The 14,412-nt window shown below is 66.6% G+C and carries 13 protein-coding genes; 5 read left to right on the plus strand and 8 right to left on the minus strand.

The annotated features are described in order from the left end of the window. Positions 1 to 397 precede the first annotated feature (397 nt). Positions 398 to 529, minus strand: coding sequence for a hypothetical protein (locus tag VE25_RS23515; RefSeq protein WP_280136831.1), 132 nt, complete (start codon positions 527 to 529; stop codon positions 398 to 400). Positions 530 to 649: 120 nt separating this feature from the next. Next, entirely contained in the window at positions 650 to 787 is a 138-nt protein-coding gene (locus VE25_RS22900; protein WP_160299948.1) for a hypothetical protein, read from the minus strand. Positions 788 to 893: 106 nt separating this feature from the next. Between VE25_RS22900 and VE25_RS04415 the strand changes: the two genes are divergently transcribed. Continuing rightward, complete coding sequence (locus VE25_RS04415) at positions 894 to 2,711, plus strand: aminopeptidase P family protein (RefSeq protein ID WP_046107391.1); 1,818 nt, start codon at positions 894 to 896, stop codon at positions 2,709 to 2,711. A 67-nt stretch (positions 2,712 to 2,778) separates the two neighbouring features. On the opposite strand, the gene VE25_RS04420 is transcribed toward VE25_RS04415, so the two are convergent. The 3 genes from VE25_RS04420 to recN form a co-directional block, all read right to left on the minus strand. Then, complete coding sequence (locus VE25_RS04420; RefSeq protein WP_046107392.1) at positions 2,779 to 4,068, minus strand: hypothetical protein; 1,290 nt, start codon at positions 4,066 to 4,068, stop codon at positions 2,779 to 2,781. A gap of 72 nt (positions 4,069 to 4,140) precedes the next feature. Then, positions 4,141 to 6,345, minus strand: coding sequence for an NAD-dependent DNA ligase LigA (ligA, locus tag VE25_RS04425; RefSeq protein WP_046107393.1), 2,205 nt, complete (start codon positions 6,343 to 6,345; stop codon positions 4,141 to 4,143). A 172-nt stretch (positions 6,346 to 6,517) separates the two neighbouring features. Then, positions 6,518 to 8,188: a DNA repair protein RecN gene (gene recN / locus VE25_RS04430; protein ID WP_046107394.1), complete on the minus strand. Its 1,671-nt coding sequence runs from the start codon at positions 8,186 to 8,188 to the stop codon at positions 6,518 to 6,520. Positions 8,189 to 8,566: 378 nt separating this feature from the next. Here recN and VE25_RS04435 point away from each other — a divergent pair, with 378 nt between their 5' ends. The 3 genes from VE25_RS04435 to VE25_RS04440 are packed head-to-tail and all read left to right on the plus strand — an operon-like array spanning position 8,567 to position 9,898. Continuing rightward, positions 8,567 to 8,773 (plus strand): hypothetical protein, encoded by a 207-nt coding sequence (locus VE25_RS04435; RefSeq protein ID WP_046107395.1) that lies wholly within the window; start codon positions 8,567 to 8,569, stop codon positions 8,771 to 8,773. Further along, positions 8,770 to 9,363, plus strand: coding sequence for a hypothetical protein (locus VE25_RS22905; protein WP_052731722.1), 594 nt, complete (start codon positions 8,770 to 8,772; stop codon positions 9,361 to 9,363). Before VE25_RS04435 ends, VE25_RS22905 begins: the two co-directional genes overlap by 4 nt. After that, complete coding sequence (locus tag VE25_RS04440; RefSeq protein ID WP_083988712.1) at positions 9,248 to 9,898, plus strand: TetR/AcrR family transcriptional regulator; 651 nt, start codon at positions 9,248 to 9,250, stop codon at positions 9,896 to 9,898. The genes VE25_RS22905 and VE25_RS04440 overlap by 116 nt, the downstream gene beginning before the upstream one ends. A 33-nt stretch (positions 9,899 to 9,931) precedes the next feature. Here the strand turns inward: VE25_RS04440 and VE25_RS04445 are convergent, their stop codons facing one another. The 3 genes from VE25_RS04445 to ftsZ form a co-directional block, all read right to left on the minus strand. Further along, a complete protein-coding gene (locus tag VE25_RS04445; RefSeq protein WP_052731724.1) occupies positions 9,932 to 10,732 on the minus strand; it encodes an outer membrane protein assembly factor BamD in 801 nt (266 codons plus the stop codon). Positions 10,733 to 10,913: 181 nt separating this feature from the next. Next, positions 10,914 to 11,870, minus strand: coding sequence for a UDP-3-O-acyl-N-acetylglucosamine deacetylase (gene lpxC, locus VE25_RS04450; protein ID WP_046107396.1), 957 nt, complete (start codon positions 11,868 to 11,870; stop codon positions 10,914 to 10,916). A gap of 111 nt (positions 11,871 to 11,981) precedes the next feature. Continuing rightward, positions 11,982 to 13,646 carry a cell division protein FtsZ gene (ftsZ, locus tag VE25_RS04455; RefSeq protein WP_046107416.1) on the minus strand — a complete coding sequence of 555 codons (1,665 nt, stop codon included), beginning with the start codon at positions 13,644 to 13,646 and terminating at the stop codon, positions 11,982 to 11,984. 259 nt (positions 13,647 to 13,905) lie between these two features. On the opposite strand from ftsZ, the gene VE25_RS04460 reads away from it, so the two are divergent. Next, entirely contained in the window at positions 13,906 to 14,382 is a 477-nt protein-coding gene (locus VE25_RS04460) for a VOC family protein (RefSeq protein ID WP_046107397.1), read from the plus strand. Positions 14,383 to 14,412 lie beyond the last annotated feature (30 nt).

Here is a 14,412-nt window from a genome sequence, read left to right on the forward strand (position 1 = left end):
GGGGAGGGGAGCGCATCGTGCTTGTGGCGGGGTGTCTGCCCCCACCCGCCGGCTGTCATCCCGGCGAAAGCCGGGACCCAGTAAACGGCGCCGCTGATGCTTTTGTCGTGAGCTTATGAGCAATCCTGCGCATAAGCCCTGAGGTCTGCGTGTACTGGGTCCCGGCTTTCGCCGGGATGACAGCGGTGGAGGTGGAGACGGGAGTGCCCGCAACCCGCTCACTCGGCCCGGTTCACGCACCTTGCGGCTGTTGCGGCACCTCACGATGGGCCTCGGCTTCCGCTGGGGTGACAATCAAGGGTGGGGAGGTGTGATCGGGCGCCAATGGCGCCCGCAAAAGCAAAATCCCCGAACTTGCGTCCGGGGATCGGCTTGGATCGTCAGCTCTGAGCAGCGCTTACGGGCGCTTGGTGAAGGCGCCGATCAGCTGGTACTGCATGCGGTAGCTGACCTGGCGGCTCGACTCGCGGCCGCGGGCGTCGATGACGGCCCCCAGTGCCTTGCGGAAATCGTTCTTGCTCTCGGTCATTCTCGTTACTCCATGCGGCGCCGGAATTTCTCCAATCCCGACGAGCTTGATATACGCAGCCTTTGCCCCTGCCGTTAGAGCCGATCCGACAAACCAGCCATGCCGGTTTTGCAGGGCGGATTAACGGTCGGTTAGCGGCCGCGCCTTCCTGCCGGAATCGATGTCGCGGTACTGGTCGAGATAGCGCCGCGCCTGCCGGCTGCGCGCCTCGACCATGGCTTCCAAAGCCTTGCGGAAAAACGACTTGCGGTCGCTCATCTGCTTTCTCCTATGCTAGTAGGTATAGACATAGGCCTTCCCCGGCAGGGCGTTAGCCCCCTGCCCTCATCCCAGCCATGCTTGAAGCGCACCCCGGGACCCCGCCATGACCGCACACGAGTTCGCCCCCGCCAAGTTCCAAAGCTTTGAGGAGAAGTCGGACCCGAAGAACGTCGCGCCGCGCCTCAAGGCGCTTCGGGCCGAGATGGAGAAGGAGGGGCTCGACGGCTTCCTCATCCCGCGCGCGGACGCCCATCGCGGCGAATCCGTGCCGCCCGGCGAGGCGCGGCTCGCCTATGTCACCGGCTTCACCGGCTCGGCGGGGCTTGCCATCGTCGGCAAGACCCGGGCCGGCCTCTTCGTCGACAGCCGCTACACGCTGCAGGCACCAGCCCAGACCGACACCCGCAAGGTGAGCGTGCAAGAGGTGGCGAGCGGCGGGCTTTCGGCCGAGATCGGGGCCTATGTGAAGACGGGCGGGCGCATCGGCTACGATCCGTGGCTGCACACCCCCGGCGAGATCGCCGACCTTTCCGAAAAGCTCGCGGGCAAGGCCGAGCTCGTCGCAAGCGGGAACCTCGTCGACCGCATCTGGCACGACCGGCCTGGTCCCCCGGTCACGCCCATCGAGTTCCTCGGCCACAACCGCGCCGGCCGGACTAGCGCGCAGAAGGTGGAAGAGCTGCAGCAGACGCTGACCGGTGAAGGCGCCGATGCCACGGTGCTGACGCTGCCTGAATCGATCTGCTGGCTCTTCAACATGCGCGGACGCGACGTGCCCAACACGCCGTTCGTCCTGGGCTTTGCCATCGTGCCCAAGCGCGGGCTGCCGACGCTCTATCTTGCCAAGGGCAAGATCACACCCGAGTTGAAGAAGGCGCTGGACGGCGTTGCACGCATTGCCGATGCAGGGACCCTGCCGGCCGCGCTCGCCAGGCTCGGCGGCAAGGCGGTGCACATCGACCCGGCGACGGCCCCCGCGGCCATCGCCGAGGCGCTGAAGAGCGTAGGCGCAACCCTCATCGAAAAGCGCGACCCCGTGCTGCTGCCCAAGGCGAGGAAGAACGATGCAGAGCTTGCCGGCATGCGCGAGGCGCAGCGGCTGGATGCCGTGGCGCTCGCCAAGTTCCTCGCCTGGTTCGACGACGCAGCCCCCAAGGGAGGCCTCACCGAAATCGGCATCGTCACCGCGCTCGAAGCCTTCCGGCGCGAGGAGGAGAGCTGCGTCGACGCCAGCTTCGACACCATCGCCGGCGCCGGCCCGAACGGGGCCATCGTCCACTATCGCGTCACCACCAGGACCGACCGGGAGCTCAAGCCCGGCGAGCTGATGCTGATCGACTCCGGCGCGCAGTATCTCTCGGGCACCACCGACATCACCCGCACCCTTTCGACCGGCAAACCGACCAAGGAGCAGAAGGACCGCTTCACGCGCGTCCTCAAGGGCATGATCGCCATTTCGATGGCGCGGTTCCCCAGGGGCACTTCCGGCGCGCAGATCGACGTACTGGCCCGCCAGTTCCTCTGGCAGGCGGGCGTGACGTACAACCACGGCACCGGCCACGGGGTCGGCGCGTATCTGGGCGTCCACGAGGGGCCTACGGGCATCTCGCCGCGCTACAACCTACCGCTGGAGCCCGGCATGGTGCTCTCCAACGAGCCGGGCTTCTACAAGGCCGGCGAATACGGCATCCGCATCGAGAACCTGATCCGGGTGCGCGAGAGCGAGGTGGCCGAGGGCTATCTCGAGTTCGAGACGCTGACCCTGACGCCCATCGACGCGCGGCTGGTGGACGTCTCGCTGCTGACGGCCGACGAGCGCGACTGGCTCAACGCCTACCACGCACGGGTGTGGAAAGAGATCGGCCCGCTGGTGAAAGGCAAGGTCAAGGACTGGCTGAAGGCGGCGACGGCAGCGGTTTAGAGTCGTTCAGGTCCTGAGGGGGCTCCCCTCCCTCAGGCTGTCGCATAGGGCACGTCGGCGATACGTTTCAGTTGAACCAGAGCGCGAAGCCGGGGAAATCGTCGCCGAAGACCTCGAGCCCCTGCCGGAACGCCTGCGCGTCGGCGACGGGCCCGTCCTTGAGGAACGGCAGCGCACCGTAGCCGGTGAAGATCATCACGGCGTCGGTGCGGGTCGCTGTCTCGAAATAGGCCTTGAGGTCGAACCCCTGGGCGAAGCGCCAGTGCGGAACGAGCAGTTCGCCGTCGAGGATGGCCTCGACGCTGTCGAGGGTCTCCATCCAGGCGTCGACCACCTCCTGCGTGACGGCGACGTCGGGCACCGGCGAGGTCTGCGTCGGCGAGGGCACCAACTCGTGCTCGTCGTCCGTCTCGGTGAGGATTGCTTCCCAGTTCTGGCGCGAAAAGGCGACGATCGCCTTGAGGCGCGCATGGACGCCCCGCAGCCGGTCGGCATCGACCACCGGAAAGTTGAAGGTGTGGACGAAGGCAACGGCATCGGCCAGGGCCGAGTCGCTCTCGGGATCGAAAAGGCCCAGCGAGCGCCCACGCGAATAGTCCTGCATGGGCAGGCCCGCTTGCGGGAAGAGGCGATGGAAGCTGGCGTCGAACATATCCTCGAAATCGTGGGCGAGCAGGAATTCGGCCTGCGCGGCGACGACCTGCGAATAGCCGGCAAGCCAGAAGGCGTCGGCCCGGTCGAAGCCGATGACGAACCCGGCGTCCGCCGCCTCCTCGCCCTTGGACTGCGTCTTGCGGTCGCCCGGAGCGGTCTCGAAGATGTCCGATGGATCGACGCCCAGCTGGCCCGCCAGAATCGCCGCCACCGTCTCGCCGTCGTCGGCGGTGCCGTCGCCATCGAGGTCGAGGCGGATGGTCATGATGTCGACGGGAACGACGTAGTCGCCGCTCTCGCCGGCCGCCGCGAGCAAGTCGCGGCCATTGTCCATGGCGTTGGTGAGCTCTTCGAGGATGGCGCGCAGCCCCTCGTAGTCGAGCGGCTGCGGCTCGGGGTTGGCGGTGACCGGGGGCGTGAGGGGCACGCCGAGCAGCGCGCCGGCCATGCCGACATTGGGCGCGGTGAGGCCGTGGCGGTACATCGCCTGGGCAAAGGTCTCGATGCCGTCGACGAGCGTCAGCACGCCGGCCGCGAAGCTCGCCTCCGTGTCGCCCCCGCCCACCAGCGGCTGCAGGCTCTCGAGCCCCGCGTCGATATCGCCCGATTGCAGCGTCGAGATGAGGATGTCACCGCCCTCGCCCGCCGCCACACCGGCCGTGCCGGCAAGAACCGTGGCCAGCGCCGCCAGGTGTTTCATCATCGGCTTGCTCCTTCACATTGCTGAAAAACGTGATCGCACAGTATGATGGCGAACCCAAGCCTGCGCTGATGGCTATCCACCCACCAGCTCGAACCACTCGTCCTCGGAAATGACCCGAACCCCCAGCTCCTGGGCGTTCTTGAGCTTGGAGCCGGCGCCGGGGCCGGCGATGAGGATGTCGGTGTTGGCCGAAACAGAACCCGCGACCTTGGCCCCGTGCCGTTCGGCCATCGCCTTGGCCTCCGAGCGCGTCATGCGCTCCAGGCTCCCGGTGAAGACCACCGTCTTGCCCGCCACCTGGCTGTCGACCGAGATGGTGACGACGTAGGGTCGGGGCCTGACCTGCTCCAGCAGATCGTTGAGCGCCTTGACGTTCCGCTCGTTGCCGAAGAAGGAGACGAGCGAGCCGAAGACGGTGTCGCCGATGCCGTTGATGGAGGGGAAGACCTCGTGCATGTCGGCCGCCTCCGCCGCCTGCACCGCCGTCTTGCGCAACTCCTCGATGGTGCCGAACGAGCGCGCGAGGAGCGCGGCCGTGGTTTCGCCGATATGCCGGATGCCGAGGGCGAAGATGAAACGGTCGAGCTCGGGCTCGCGGCGCGCGTCGATGGCGGCAAAGAGCTTGTCGAGCCCTTCATAGGTGCGCTCCTCGGCCGAGAGCACCTTCTTCCTCGCGGTTCCCTTGGCCGCCTCGCGCTGGCGCGCCTGCGCCTCGCGCTTCTCGAAGAGAGCCTGCTGCACGTCGGCGCGGCGATCCTTCAGGGTGAAGATGTCGGCGGCCGTCTCGACGAGGCCGGCGTTGAAGAAGAGGTCGATGTTCTCGGCCCCCAGCCCCTCGATATCGAGGGCCCCGCGCGAGACGAAGTGGCGGAGCCGCTCGACCGCCTGCGCCGGGCAGATGAGCTCACCCGTGCAGCGCCGGCGCGAATCCTCCTTGCCGGTCTTCTCGTTCACCTCACGCATCGCCGGCGATCCGCAGACGGGGCAGGTGTGCGGGAACTCGTAGGGCACCGCGTCGGCCGGGCGCTTGTCGAGCACCACCCGCACGATCTGCGGAATGACGTCGCCGGCCCGCTGGATGACTACCGTGTCGCCGATGCGGATGTCGATCGGCTCGTCGCCGCGGATCGGCAGCCCGTTGCTGTCGATGCCCTTGATGTAGTCCTCGTTGTGGAGGGTCACGTTCTCGACCACGACGCCGCCGACGCTGACCGGCGCCAGGCGCGCAACGGGCGCCAGCGTGCCGGTGCGGCCGACCTGGATGTCGATGCGCTTAACCGTCGTCGTCGCCTGCTCGGCCGGGAACTTGTGGGCGATGGCCCAGCGCGGCTCGCCGGTGACGAACCCCCAGCGGCGCTGCAGGTCGAGCCGGTCGACCTTGTAGACGACGCCGTCGATATCGTAGCCCAATGAGGAGCGCTGCTCCTCGATGGCCTTGTATTGCGCGATCAATTCGTCGATCGACTTGGCGCGCACCATCAGCGGGTTGACCTTGAAGCCCCAGTCGGCGAACCGCTGCACCGCCTCGTACTGGGTCGGCGCGGGATCTTCGGTGGAAAATCCCCAGGCATAGGCGAAGAATTTGAGATTGCGGCTGGCGGTGACCGACGGGTCCTTCTGGCGCAGCGATCCGGCGGCGGTGTTGCGCGGATTGACGTACTCCTGACCCCCGATCGCCGCCGAGCGCTCCTTCAGGGCTTCGAACTCGGCATAGGTCATGTAGACCTCGCCGCGGATTTCGATCGTTTCCGGCCAGCCCGAGCCCGCGAGCTTCTCCGGGATGTCCTTAATGGTCCTGAGGTTAGCGGTGATATCCTCGCCGACCGCGCCGTCGCCGCGCGTCGCGCCCTGGACGAAGACGCCGTTCTCGTAGCGCAGCGAGGCCGAAAGGCCATCGATCTTGGGCTCGGCGGTGAAGGCGAGCTCGAGGTCCTTGTCGCGCTCGAAGAAGCGGCGGCCGCGCTCGATGAAGTCGACGACGTCCTGGTCGGTATAGGCCTTGGCAAGGCTCAGCATCGGCACCGCGTGCCGCACCTTGGCAAAGCCCTCCGAGGGCGGCGCGCCCACCTTGCCGGAAAGGCTGTCCGCCCGCACGAGCTCGGGAAACGCCGTCTCGATGGCCTTGTACCGCAGCTTCAGCGCGTCGTACTCGCCGTCGGTCATTTCCGGCGCGTCCGCCTGGAAATAGGCGTTGTCGGCCTTGGTCAGGACCTCGTGCAGCCGGTCGAGCTCGGCCTTGGCCTCGGCCTCCGAGAGGTTCTCGATTTCGATCGTCATGACTGTACTCGCTCGATGCAACGGCGCAGGTCCGCCGCACTCCCCCCCTCCCATCCTCCCCCGCAAGGGGGGAGGTGCTGGGCCTGTGCTTTGGACGAGATCGTGCCACCAGCATCATGCGGCACCTCCCCCCTTGCGGGGGAGGATGGGAGGGGGGTGAACCACCGGCCCATCACCCGACCTCACTCAACAACTTCGACGCCGCCGCCCGCGCCTCCTCGGTGATGGTCGCGCCGGCAAGCATGCGCGCGACCTCCTCGCGCCGCTCGCCTTCGTTGAGGGGCTTGACGTGCGTTCGCACGAACGCCCCCTCCTCGACCGCCTGCTTCTCGATGAGCAGGTGCCGCTGCGCGCGCGCGGCGACCTGTGGGGCGTGGGTGACCGAGAGCACCTGCACCTTGTCGGCGAGCCGCCCGAGGCGGCGCCCGATGGCGTCGGCGACGGCCCCGCCGACGCCGGTGTCGATCTCGTCGAAGATGAGGACCGGCGCCGAGGCGCGATCGGCCAGCACGACCTTCAGCGCCAGCAGGAACCGGCTGAGCTCGCCGCCCGAGGCGACCTTCAGCAGCGGGCCGGCGGCGGTGCCGGGATTGGTCTGCACGTGGAAGGCGATCTGGTCGAAACCATTGGCCGAGACGCGGGTCTCGTCCGCCTCGTGGTCGACGATGAACTTGGCGGCGCCGAGCTTCAAGTCCGGCAGTTCCTTCTCAACCGCCTTGCTCAGCGCCGAGGCGGCGGCGACGCGCGATGTGCTGAGCCTGCGGGCGGCCTCGATATAGGCGCCGCGCGCCCTGCCCGCTTCGGCCTCGAGGGCGGCAAGGCGCGCCTCCCCGCTCTGCAGGGTTTCGATCTCGCCCTGGTAGCGCGCGAGCACCTCCGGCAGGTCGTCGCAGAGCACCTGGTGCTTGCGGGCGGCCGCGCGCAGCGCAAAGAGCCTCTCCTCGACCCGCTCGAGCTCGGATGGATCGTAGGCCATCTCGCGCTTTAAGGTTTCGAGCGCATCCGAGGCGCGGTCGAGGGCGATGAGCGTCGCATCGAGCTCGTCGACCAGCGGCTGGAAGAGCGTCGAGCCGCCATCGATCTTGCGCGCCAGCCGCCGCATCAGGCTCGACAGCGTCGGGCCCGGCGCGGAGGGCCCGTTGAGGATCTCGTCCGTCTCATTGACGTCGGTGGCGGATTTCTCGATCTGCATGAGGTGCTGGCGCCGCTCGGCCAGCTCCTCCTCCTCGCCGGTGACCGGCGCGAGCTTGGACAGCTCCTCGACCGTATGGCGGGCATAGTCCTCGCGCGCCAGCGCCTCGGCGACCAGCGCCTCCTGCGCGGCGACCGCCTCCTCGGCATCGGTCAGCGCACCCCAGGCGGCGCGCACCGCATCGGCCTCCGCCTCGAACCCGCCGAAGGCGTCGAGCGCGGCGCGGTGGGTGGCGACATCCACCAGCGCACGATCATCGTGCTGGCCGTGGATCTCGACGACCTGCGAGCCGATCTTCTGTAGCAGGCTCGCCGAGACCGGCTGGTCGGTGACGAAGGCCCGGGTGCGCCCGTCGGCATACTGCACGCGCCGCAGGATGATGTCGTCATCGTCGGGAATTTCGTTCTCGCGCAGCGCCGCGCGCGCCGGATGGTCGGCAGCGAGCTGGAGCACCGCCACCACCTGCCCGCTTTCGGCGCCCTTGCGGACCAGCGAGGCATCGCCCCTGCCCCCGAGCGCCAGCGCCAGCGCATCCAGGAGGATCGACTTGCCGGCGCCCGTCTCGCCGGTCAGCACCGTCATGCCGGCGTCGAGCGCCAGGTCCAGCTGGTCTATGAGGACTATGTTGCGGACGGAAAGTGCGTTGAGCATTCCGGTGACGGCCTCAGATATGCGAACTATCGCGCCCAAAACTTGAACTTGCGCATCGCGGCGTTGGCACTGACAAGTTTCCTCCTCGGAGTGATTCGCACGGACGCTCCGCTCCGCGCACCATGCCGGTCACCTTAGCGAAACACTTCGCATCAGCAAACTAGCGCACGCCAGAACAAACAGGAAACAAAAAGCGCAGGAACCGATGACCCGCGGTTGAGGCAGAACTGAAACACCGCGTTCTGCAATGAGTTCACGGCCTCGACCCCGAATGTGTGTGGCTCCCGCGGGACGTCAGGCTCTCGAGTATCCGCTCGACATGCTTGGTTCTTGACCGCCCGATGTTAATGTAATTAACATTAGGTCATGAAACCGAAAATGCAGCGTCAAATCCTCCGCACGATGCACGTCCTTCTCGGGCTTGCGCTCGGGGCGCTCGTCTATCTTCCCGCCTCATGGTCGGTCGAGCTCAAGGCGGGGCTCGCCTGGTTCGGCTTGCCCGCGGCGATCATCACCGGCCTGCTGCTCTGGCAGCAGGGCCGCTTGCGCCGCTGGCTCGGCCGGGCCACGCAGGAGCAGCAATGATGCGAAGGCTTCCCCTGCCCGCGCTGCTCGTCCTGCTGGCGGCCGCCGTTGCCATCGCGGTTGCCGGCCAGGTGTTGTTGCAGGCGACCTTCGCCAGCGTGAAACACCCCGTTTCGCTTTTCGTCGCCAATACGACCGCAGACCCGCAGACCGTGCGCGGCTGGTACAGCGCGCTTGTCGAGCAGGGCACGCTCGAGCGGATGGTCGCAACCGAACTGGTGGATTTCGTCTGGATCGGCGGCATCGCCTGCGCCGTCTTCCTGCTGACCCTCACCTGCGCGCGACTGCTGGCAAGGCGCAATCCCGTGGCGAGCGCCCGCCTCTACGGCATCGCCCCGTGGGTGACGCTGGCGCCACTGCTCGACGTGGTCGAAAATGGTTTCTCGCTTCTGATGCTGTCCGACCCGATGGGATTTCCGGACGTGTTGGCCTATCTTCACGCCGCAGCCTCCTGGATCAAGCTGGCCGCGATCGTTGCCGTCGCCACGTCCTTACCGTCTTACGCGTTGTGGGCTGCATGGGCAGGAGGAAGAGGCGCTGAACGGAAAGACCGGCTATCACCACGGGTCGCTGCGCCAGGTTCTGATTGATGCCGCGCTCGATCTGATCGCCCGCGACGGCATTGCAAGTTTCAGCCTCGCCCAGGCGGCCGCGCGCGCGGGCGTCAGCGTGGCCGCGCCCTATCGTCATTTCTCCAGCAAGAGCGATTTGCTCGGCGCGATCGCGCGGCTCGGTTTCGAGCAGTTGAGCCAGGCGTTGAGCGGCGTTCCGACCAGCGATCCGGAAGAAACGCTCTTAGAGGCAGGTATCCGCTACGTCACCTTCGCGGCAGAGCACCCGGCATTGTTCGAGGTGATGTTCGACAACCGGGAACGCGCGCCGCAAAGCCGGGAAGGTCTGGCAGCGCTGGCCAAGCTTGGTGAACCGCTCGAACGGCTCGCCGCGGCCGGCCGCCTGACCGTGCCCGTCGAAACCGCGGTGAAATCAGCCTGGGCAATGGTGCACGGCGTCGCCCTGCTGCGCGCAGGCGGCATGCTGACGTTCGCGGGAACGGATACGCAAACGAGCCTGCGGGCGGCCCTGCGCCCCTTGCTCGAAGGCGGTCTCATCAGGCCCGGAAGCTGAGCGGGCACGTCATCCACGCGCCGGCTGTTCGGCTCAGGTGCGCTGCGCCGCCATCCACGAACCCTCGTTGACCTGCGGCGACAGGCCCTGCCTGGCGAGCAGGTCGAAGGCGCGCTTGTACCACTCGCTCGAGGGATAGTTGTGGCCGAGGACGGCCGCAGCGGTGCGCGCCTCGCTGACGAGGCCCAGCGACAGGTAGCTCTCGGTCAGGCGATAGAGCGCTTCCTCGATATGGGTCGAGGTCTGGTACTGCTCGACGACGACGCGGTAGCGGTTGATGGCGGCCGAGTGCTGGCCGTTGCCCTGGTAGTAGCGGCCGACCGACATCTCCTTGCCGGCGATGTTGTCGGAGGCCACCTTGAGCTTGTCCTGCGCGTCCTTGGCATGCTCGGAATTGGGGAAGGCGCGGATGAGCTGGGTGTAGGTCTCTATGGCGTTCTGCGAGATCTGCTGGTCGCGCGTGATGTCCTTGATCTGCGCGAAATAGGACGTGCCCTTGAGCCAGTAGACATAGGCCGCGTCGCGCCCGTTCGGGTAGAGCGCCAGATAGCGGTCCGCCGCCAGAATCGCCTCGTCGAACTTGCCGATACGGTAGTTGGCATAGACCAGCATCAGCTTGGTCTCTTCGGCCAGCTGTCCGCGCGGATGCTGACGCTCGGAACGCTCGAGGAGCTCGATGGCGGTCAGGAACCGCTGGTTGTCCATGCTGGCGAGCGCCTGCTGATAGAGCGAGGCCTCCGGGATGATCTCTTCCTCGCGCAGCTTGGGCGGGCCGAACATGGAGCAGCCGGCCAGCGCCAGCACGAGCAGCCCCATGGCGACGAAGCGGGACATGCGACCGGAAACTTCACCAAACGTCATGGACTTCACCAAACTGCCCCGTTCCTCTCGCCAAGCACAAGCCTGCGCCTAGTGGTCAATTCTATCAAAACTGTGGCGGCAAGGGGTAAGCCCTCATGGCGACAAACACAAGGGCGTGTCGCCGGCGACTTGCCGCAGCCCACAACCGCGGCCGTTAGACGACGGAACGCAGGTACGAGTGCACCTCGAGCCCTTCGGGCAGGTCGTCGAGGGCGTCGAAATCGAGCGGCAGGTCGTCGGCCGGGACGATCTCGTAGTTGGCGTCGCTGGCAAACAGGCTCGAAAGAACGTGGGCGTTGAGCGCGTGCCCGCCCTTGTACGAGCGGAAGCGCCCGTAGATCGGCATGCCGCCGAGCGACAGGTCGCCGATGGCGTCGAGCAGCTTGTGGCGCACGAACTCGTCCTCGTAGCGCAGGCCGCCCGGATTGAGGATGCGGTCCTCATGCACGGTGATGGAATTGTCGAGAGAGGAACCGAGGGCGTAGCCGGCCTGGCGCAGGATCTTGGCGTCGCGCACGAACCCGAAGGTACGGGCCCGCGAGACGTCCTCGTAATACTTGCGCGGCGACCAGTCGAAGATCATGCGCTGGCGCCCGATGACCTTGCTGTCGAAATCGATCTCGAGGTCGAGGGCGCGCCCGTTGTAGGGCTCGAGGGCGGCAAAGGCGTCGTTGTTGCGCACGGTCACGGCGCGCACGATCTTGATGAAGCGGCGCACCGCCGGCTGGATCTCGAGACCCGTCTCGAGGATCGCCTGGGCGAAGGGCCGCGCGCTGCCGTCGAGAATGGGGCATTCGCCCCCGTCGAGGGTGATGAGCGCATTGTCGACGCCCATGCCCGAGAGCGCCGAGACCACGTGCTCGACGGTCGCAACGCTGACGCTGTCGCCCAGATCCAGCGTGGTGCAGAGCGTCGTGCGGGTGACGCGCGAGAAATGGATCTGGACCGGAAGGGTCTTGCGTCCGTCGCCCAGATCCCGGCTGATGAGATAGCCGCTGTTGGGCGGGGCGGGCGCGATGGTGAGGGTCACGGGCTGGCCGCTATGGACGCCATAGCCGCCGAAGGAGAGCTCGGACGCCAGGGTACGCTGGCGCGTCGAAAGTTTATGCATACTCAATAAGCTCCAATACCAAGCCCGCGTAACCAGCCGAAGGTCTTAGCCAAAAAAGAACCGGCGCGGAAGCCGCGCCGGGGCTGCATCTGGTTACGAACTCAGGGCGTTTCAACCGTGTTTGCGCAAGAACGCGGGTATCTCCAAATGGTCCTTGGCGGGGGTCTGCGCGACCGGTCGGCCGTGCGGATCGAGATTTCCGCGAGCGCCTTCCGGCGCCGGCGAATGGGCGGAAACCCTTGACGGGCCTGATTCAATTGCGCTGCGTGCGGCGTTGTCGTCGGCCAGCGGCAACTCCGGTTCGGGCTCTGCGGTCGGTCGCAGGCTGATGCCGACATTGGAGGCCAGACGCTTGAAGAGGGCACGCGCATTGCGCGGTTCGGCCTCGTGACGTTCCTGCGCCTCCTGTGACCGGCGCGCAACAATCGGCAGCTCCTCGGTGCGCGGCATGCGGCGCTGCCCTTCCGGACGCGCAGCGTTCGACGGCACGTAGACGCTCGGGATCGGCGACTCGTCGCGCGGCATCTGGTCCTCGAGCGCATCGTGGCTGGCGGCGGCCGGGATGTACGGCTCGACGAAGACGCCGTCGTCTTCCTGCTGCATAGCCGGAGCGGCAGCGGGCGCGGCGACCGTCTCGCGCACGATGGCTTCGGCGACGGCGGCCTCGACCTGATGGCCGATCTCTTCCTCGGCCGCGGCGACCGTGGCGGGCACGATGCGGGCCGGCGCCTGCTCGGCGGGCGCGACGCGCTTGACCGACAGCGGCGCGCGCGTCGAATTCGGCCTGGCGGGCTCGAGCGCCTGGACCATCGTCGCATCGGTGCCCGTGGCGACGACGGCGACGCGGATGGTGCCGTTGAGATTGGGGTCGAAGGTTGCGCCGAGGATGATGTTGGCGTCGGAATCGACTTCCTCGCGGACGCGGCTCGCCGCCTCGTCGACCTCGTAGAGGGTGAGGTCCGGACCGCCGGTGATCGAGATCAAGAGGCCCCGCGCGCCGTGCATCGAGACGTCATCGAGCAGCGGATTGGCGATCGCCGCTTCGGCGGCGTGGCGGGCGCGATCCTCGCCGGAGGCTTCGCCCGTGCCCATCATCGCCTTGCCCATGCCGCGCATGACGGCGCGCACGTCCGCGAAATCGAGGTTGATGAGGCCTTCCTTGACCATCAGGTCGGTGATGCAGGCAACGCCCGAGAACAGCACCTGGTCGGCCATGGCGAAGGCGTCGGCAAACGTGGTCTTCTCGTTGGCGACGCGGAAGAGGTTCTGGTTGGGAATGACGATGAGGGTGTCGACGTGGCGGTGCAGCTCGTCGATGCCGTCCTCGGCCAGCCGCGCGCGGCGGTTGCCCTCGAAGCTGAAGGGCTTGGTGACGACGCCGACGGTCAGGATGCCCTGCTCGCGGGCCGCGCGCGCCACGACCGGAGCCGCGCCCGTGCCGGTGCCGCCGCCCATGCCGGCGGTGATGAAGACCATATGGGAGCCCGAGAGATGGTCGTTGATCTCATCGAAGCTTTCTTCCGCCGCCGCCCGGCCGACTTCCGGATGGGACCCCGCACCCAACCCCTCGGTAACCCCCACGCCGAGCTGGATGATGCGTTGCGCCTTGGAGAGCGCCAAAGCCTGCGCGTCGGTGTTGGCCACAACGAAATCGACCCCGTCGAGGCCGGACTCGATCATGTTGTTGACCGCGTTGCCGCCTGCGCCACCGACCCCGAAAACCGTGATGCGGGGCTTGAGTTCCTGGATGTCGGGGATGGTGAGGTTGATGGTCATGAAAGGCCCCATAATGGCGTGGTTAGGCCTAGATTTACTCTCCCATTCGTTAACCAGACCCTAACAATTGACCCTATCGCGTTAACGAATGCGCAATTTGCGAGGCCTCGGCGCCTTCGCGTTTACGCTTCGTTAACTCTGCGGCATTGGTCGATTCAGCCGCCGACAGATCGTCGACTCTATGGGCAGCGAAAGGGACTTGCGTATAACCATAAAGCAATATAACGTTACGGTTATCAAAACTCGCAGGAGACCTCTAATGAGCAAGATCACCCCCAGCCTCTGGTTCGACAATAACCTGGAAGAGGCGATGGACTTCTACGTATCGGTATTCCCGGACGCCAGGATCCACGGCGTCACGCGCTACGGCGAAACAGGTCCCGGCAAACCGGGCTCCGTGATGACGGGAGACTTTGAGATCATGGGCCAGCGCTTCAACGCCATCAACGGCGGGCCCGAGTTCAAGTTCAGCGAAGCCGTCTCGTTCATCATCGATTGCAAGGACCAGGCCGAGGTGGACTACTACTGGACAAAGCTCACCTCCGACGGCGGCGCCGACAGCTATTGCGGATGGGTCAAGGACAAGTTCGGCCTTTCCTGGCAGATCATTCCGCAGGCGCTCTACCGCACCGTCACCGGCAGCGATCCGGCCGGCGCCCAGCGGGCAACGGAGGCTATGCTCAAGATGAGGAAGCTCATCGTCGCCGACCTCGAGAAGGCCTATGCGGGGCAGTAACGCCGCTCTCGTCCGTGGAGAAGGCGGTTC

This window comes from Devosia geojensis (assembly GCF_000969415.1).
Classification (GTDB): domain Bacteria; phylum Pseudomonadota; class Alphaproteobacteria; order Rhizobiales; family Devosiaceae; genus Devosia; species Devosia geojensis.

Excerpts from the sequence above, each read along its gene's own strand:
- VE25_RS22900 (WP_160299948.1), bottom strand. The coding sequence starts at position 787 with ATGAGCGACCGCAAGTCGTTTTTCCGCAAGGCTTTGGAAGCCATGGTC.
- VE25_RS22905 (WP_052731722.1), top strand. The coding sequence starts at position 8,770 with ATGATGCGAAGGCTTCCCCTGCCCGCGCTGCTCGTCCTGCTGGCGGCC.
- VE25_RS04420 (WP_046107392.1), bottom strand. The coding sequence starts at position 4,068 with ATGATGAAACACCTGGCGGCGCTGGCCACGGTTCTTGCCGGCACGGCC.
- recN (WP_046107394.1), bottom strand. The coding sequence starts at position 8,188 with ATGCTCAACGCACTTTCCGTCCGCAACATAGTCCTCATAGACCAGCTG.
- VE25_RS04435 (WP_046107395.1), top strand. The coding sequence starts at position 8,567 with ATGCAGCGTCAAATCCTCCGCACGATGCACGTCCTTCTCGGGCTTGCG.
- ftsZ (WP_046107416.1), bottom strand. The coding sequence starts at position 13,646 with ATGACCATCAACCTCACCATCCCCGACATCCAGGAACTCAAGCCCCGC.
- VE25_RS04415 (WP_046107391.1), top strand. The coding sequence starts at position 894 with ATGACCGCACACGAGTTCGCCCCCGCCAAGTTCCAAAGCTTTGAGGAG.
- VE25_RS04460 (WP_046107397.1), top strand. The coding sequence starts at position 13,906 with ATGAGCAAGATCACCCCCAGCCTCTGGTTCGACAATAACCTGGAAGAG.
- ligA (WP_046107393.1), bottom strand. The coding sequence starts at position 6,345 with ATGACGATCGAAATCGAGAACCTCTCGGAGGCCGAGGCCAAGGCCGAG.
- lpxC (WP_046107396.1), bottom strand. The coding sequence starts at position 11,870 with ATGCATAAACTTTCGACGCGCCAGCGTACCCTGGCGTCCGAGCTCTCC.
- VE25_RS04445 (WP_052731724.1), bottom strand. The coding sequence starts at position 10,732 with ATGTCCCGCTTCGTCGCCATGGGGCTGCTCGTGCTGGCGCTGGCCGGC.
- VE25_RS23515 (WP_280136831.1), bottom strand. The coding sequence starts at position 529 with ATGACCGAGAGCAAGAACGATTTCCGCAAGGCACTGGGGGCCGTCATC.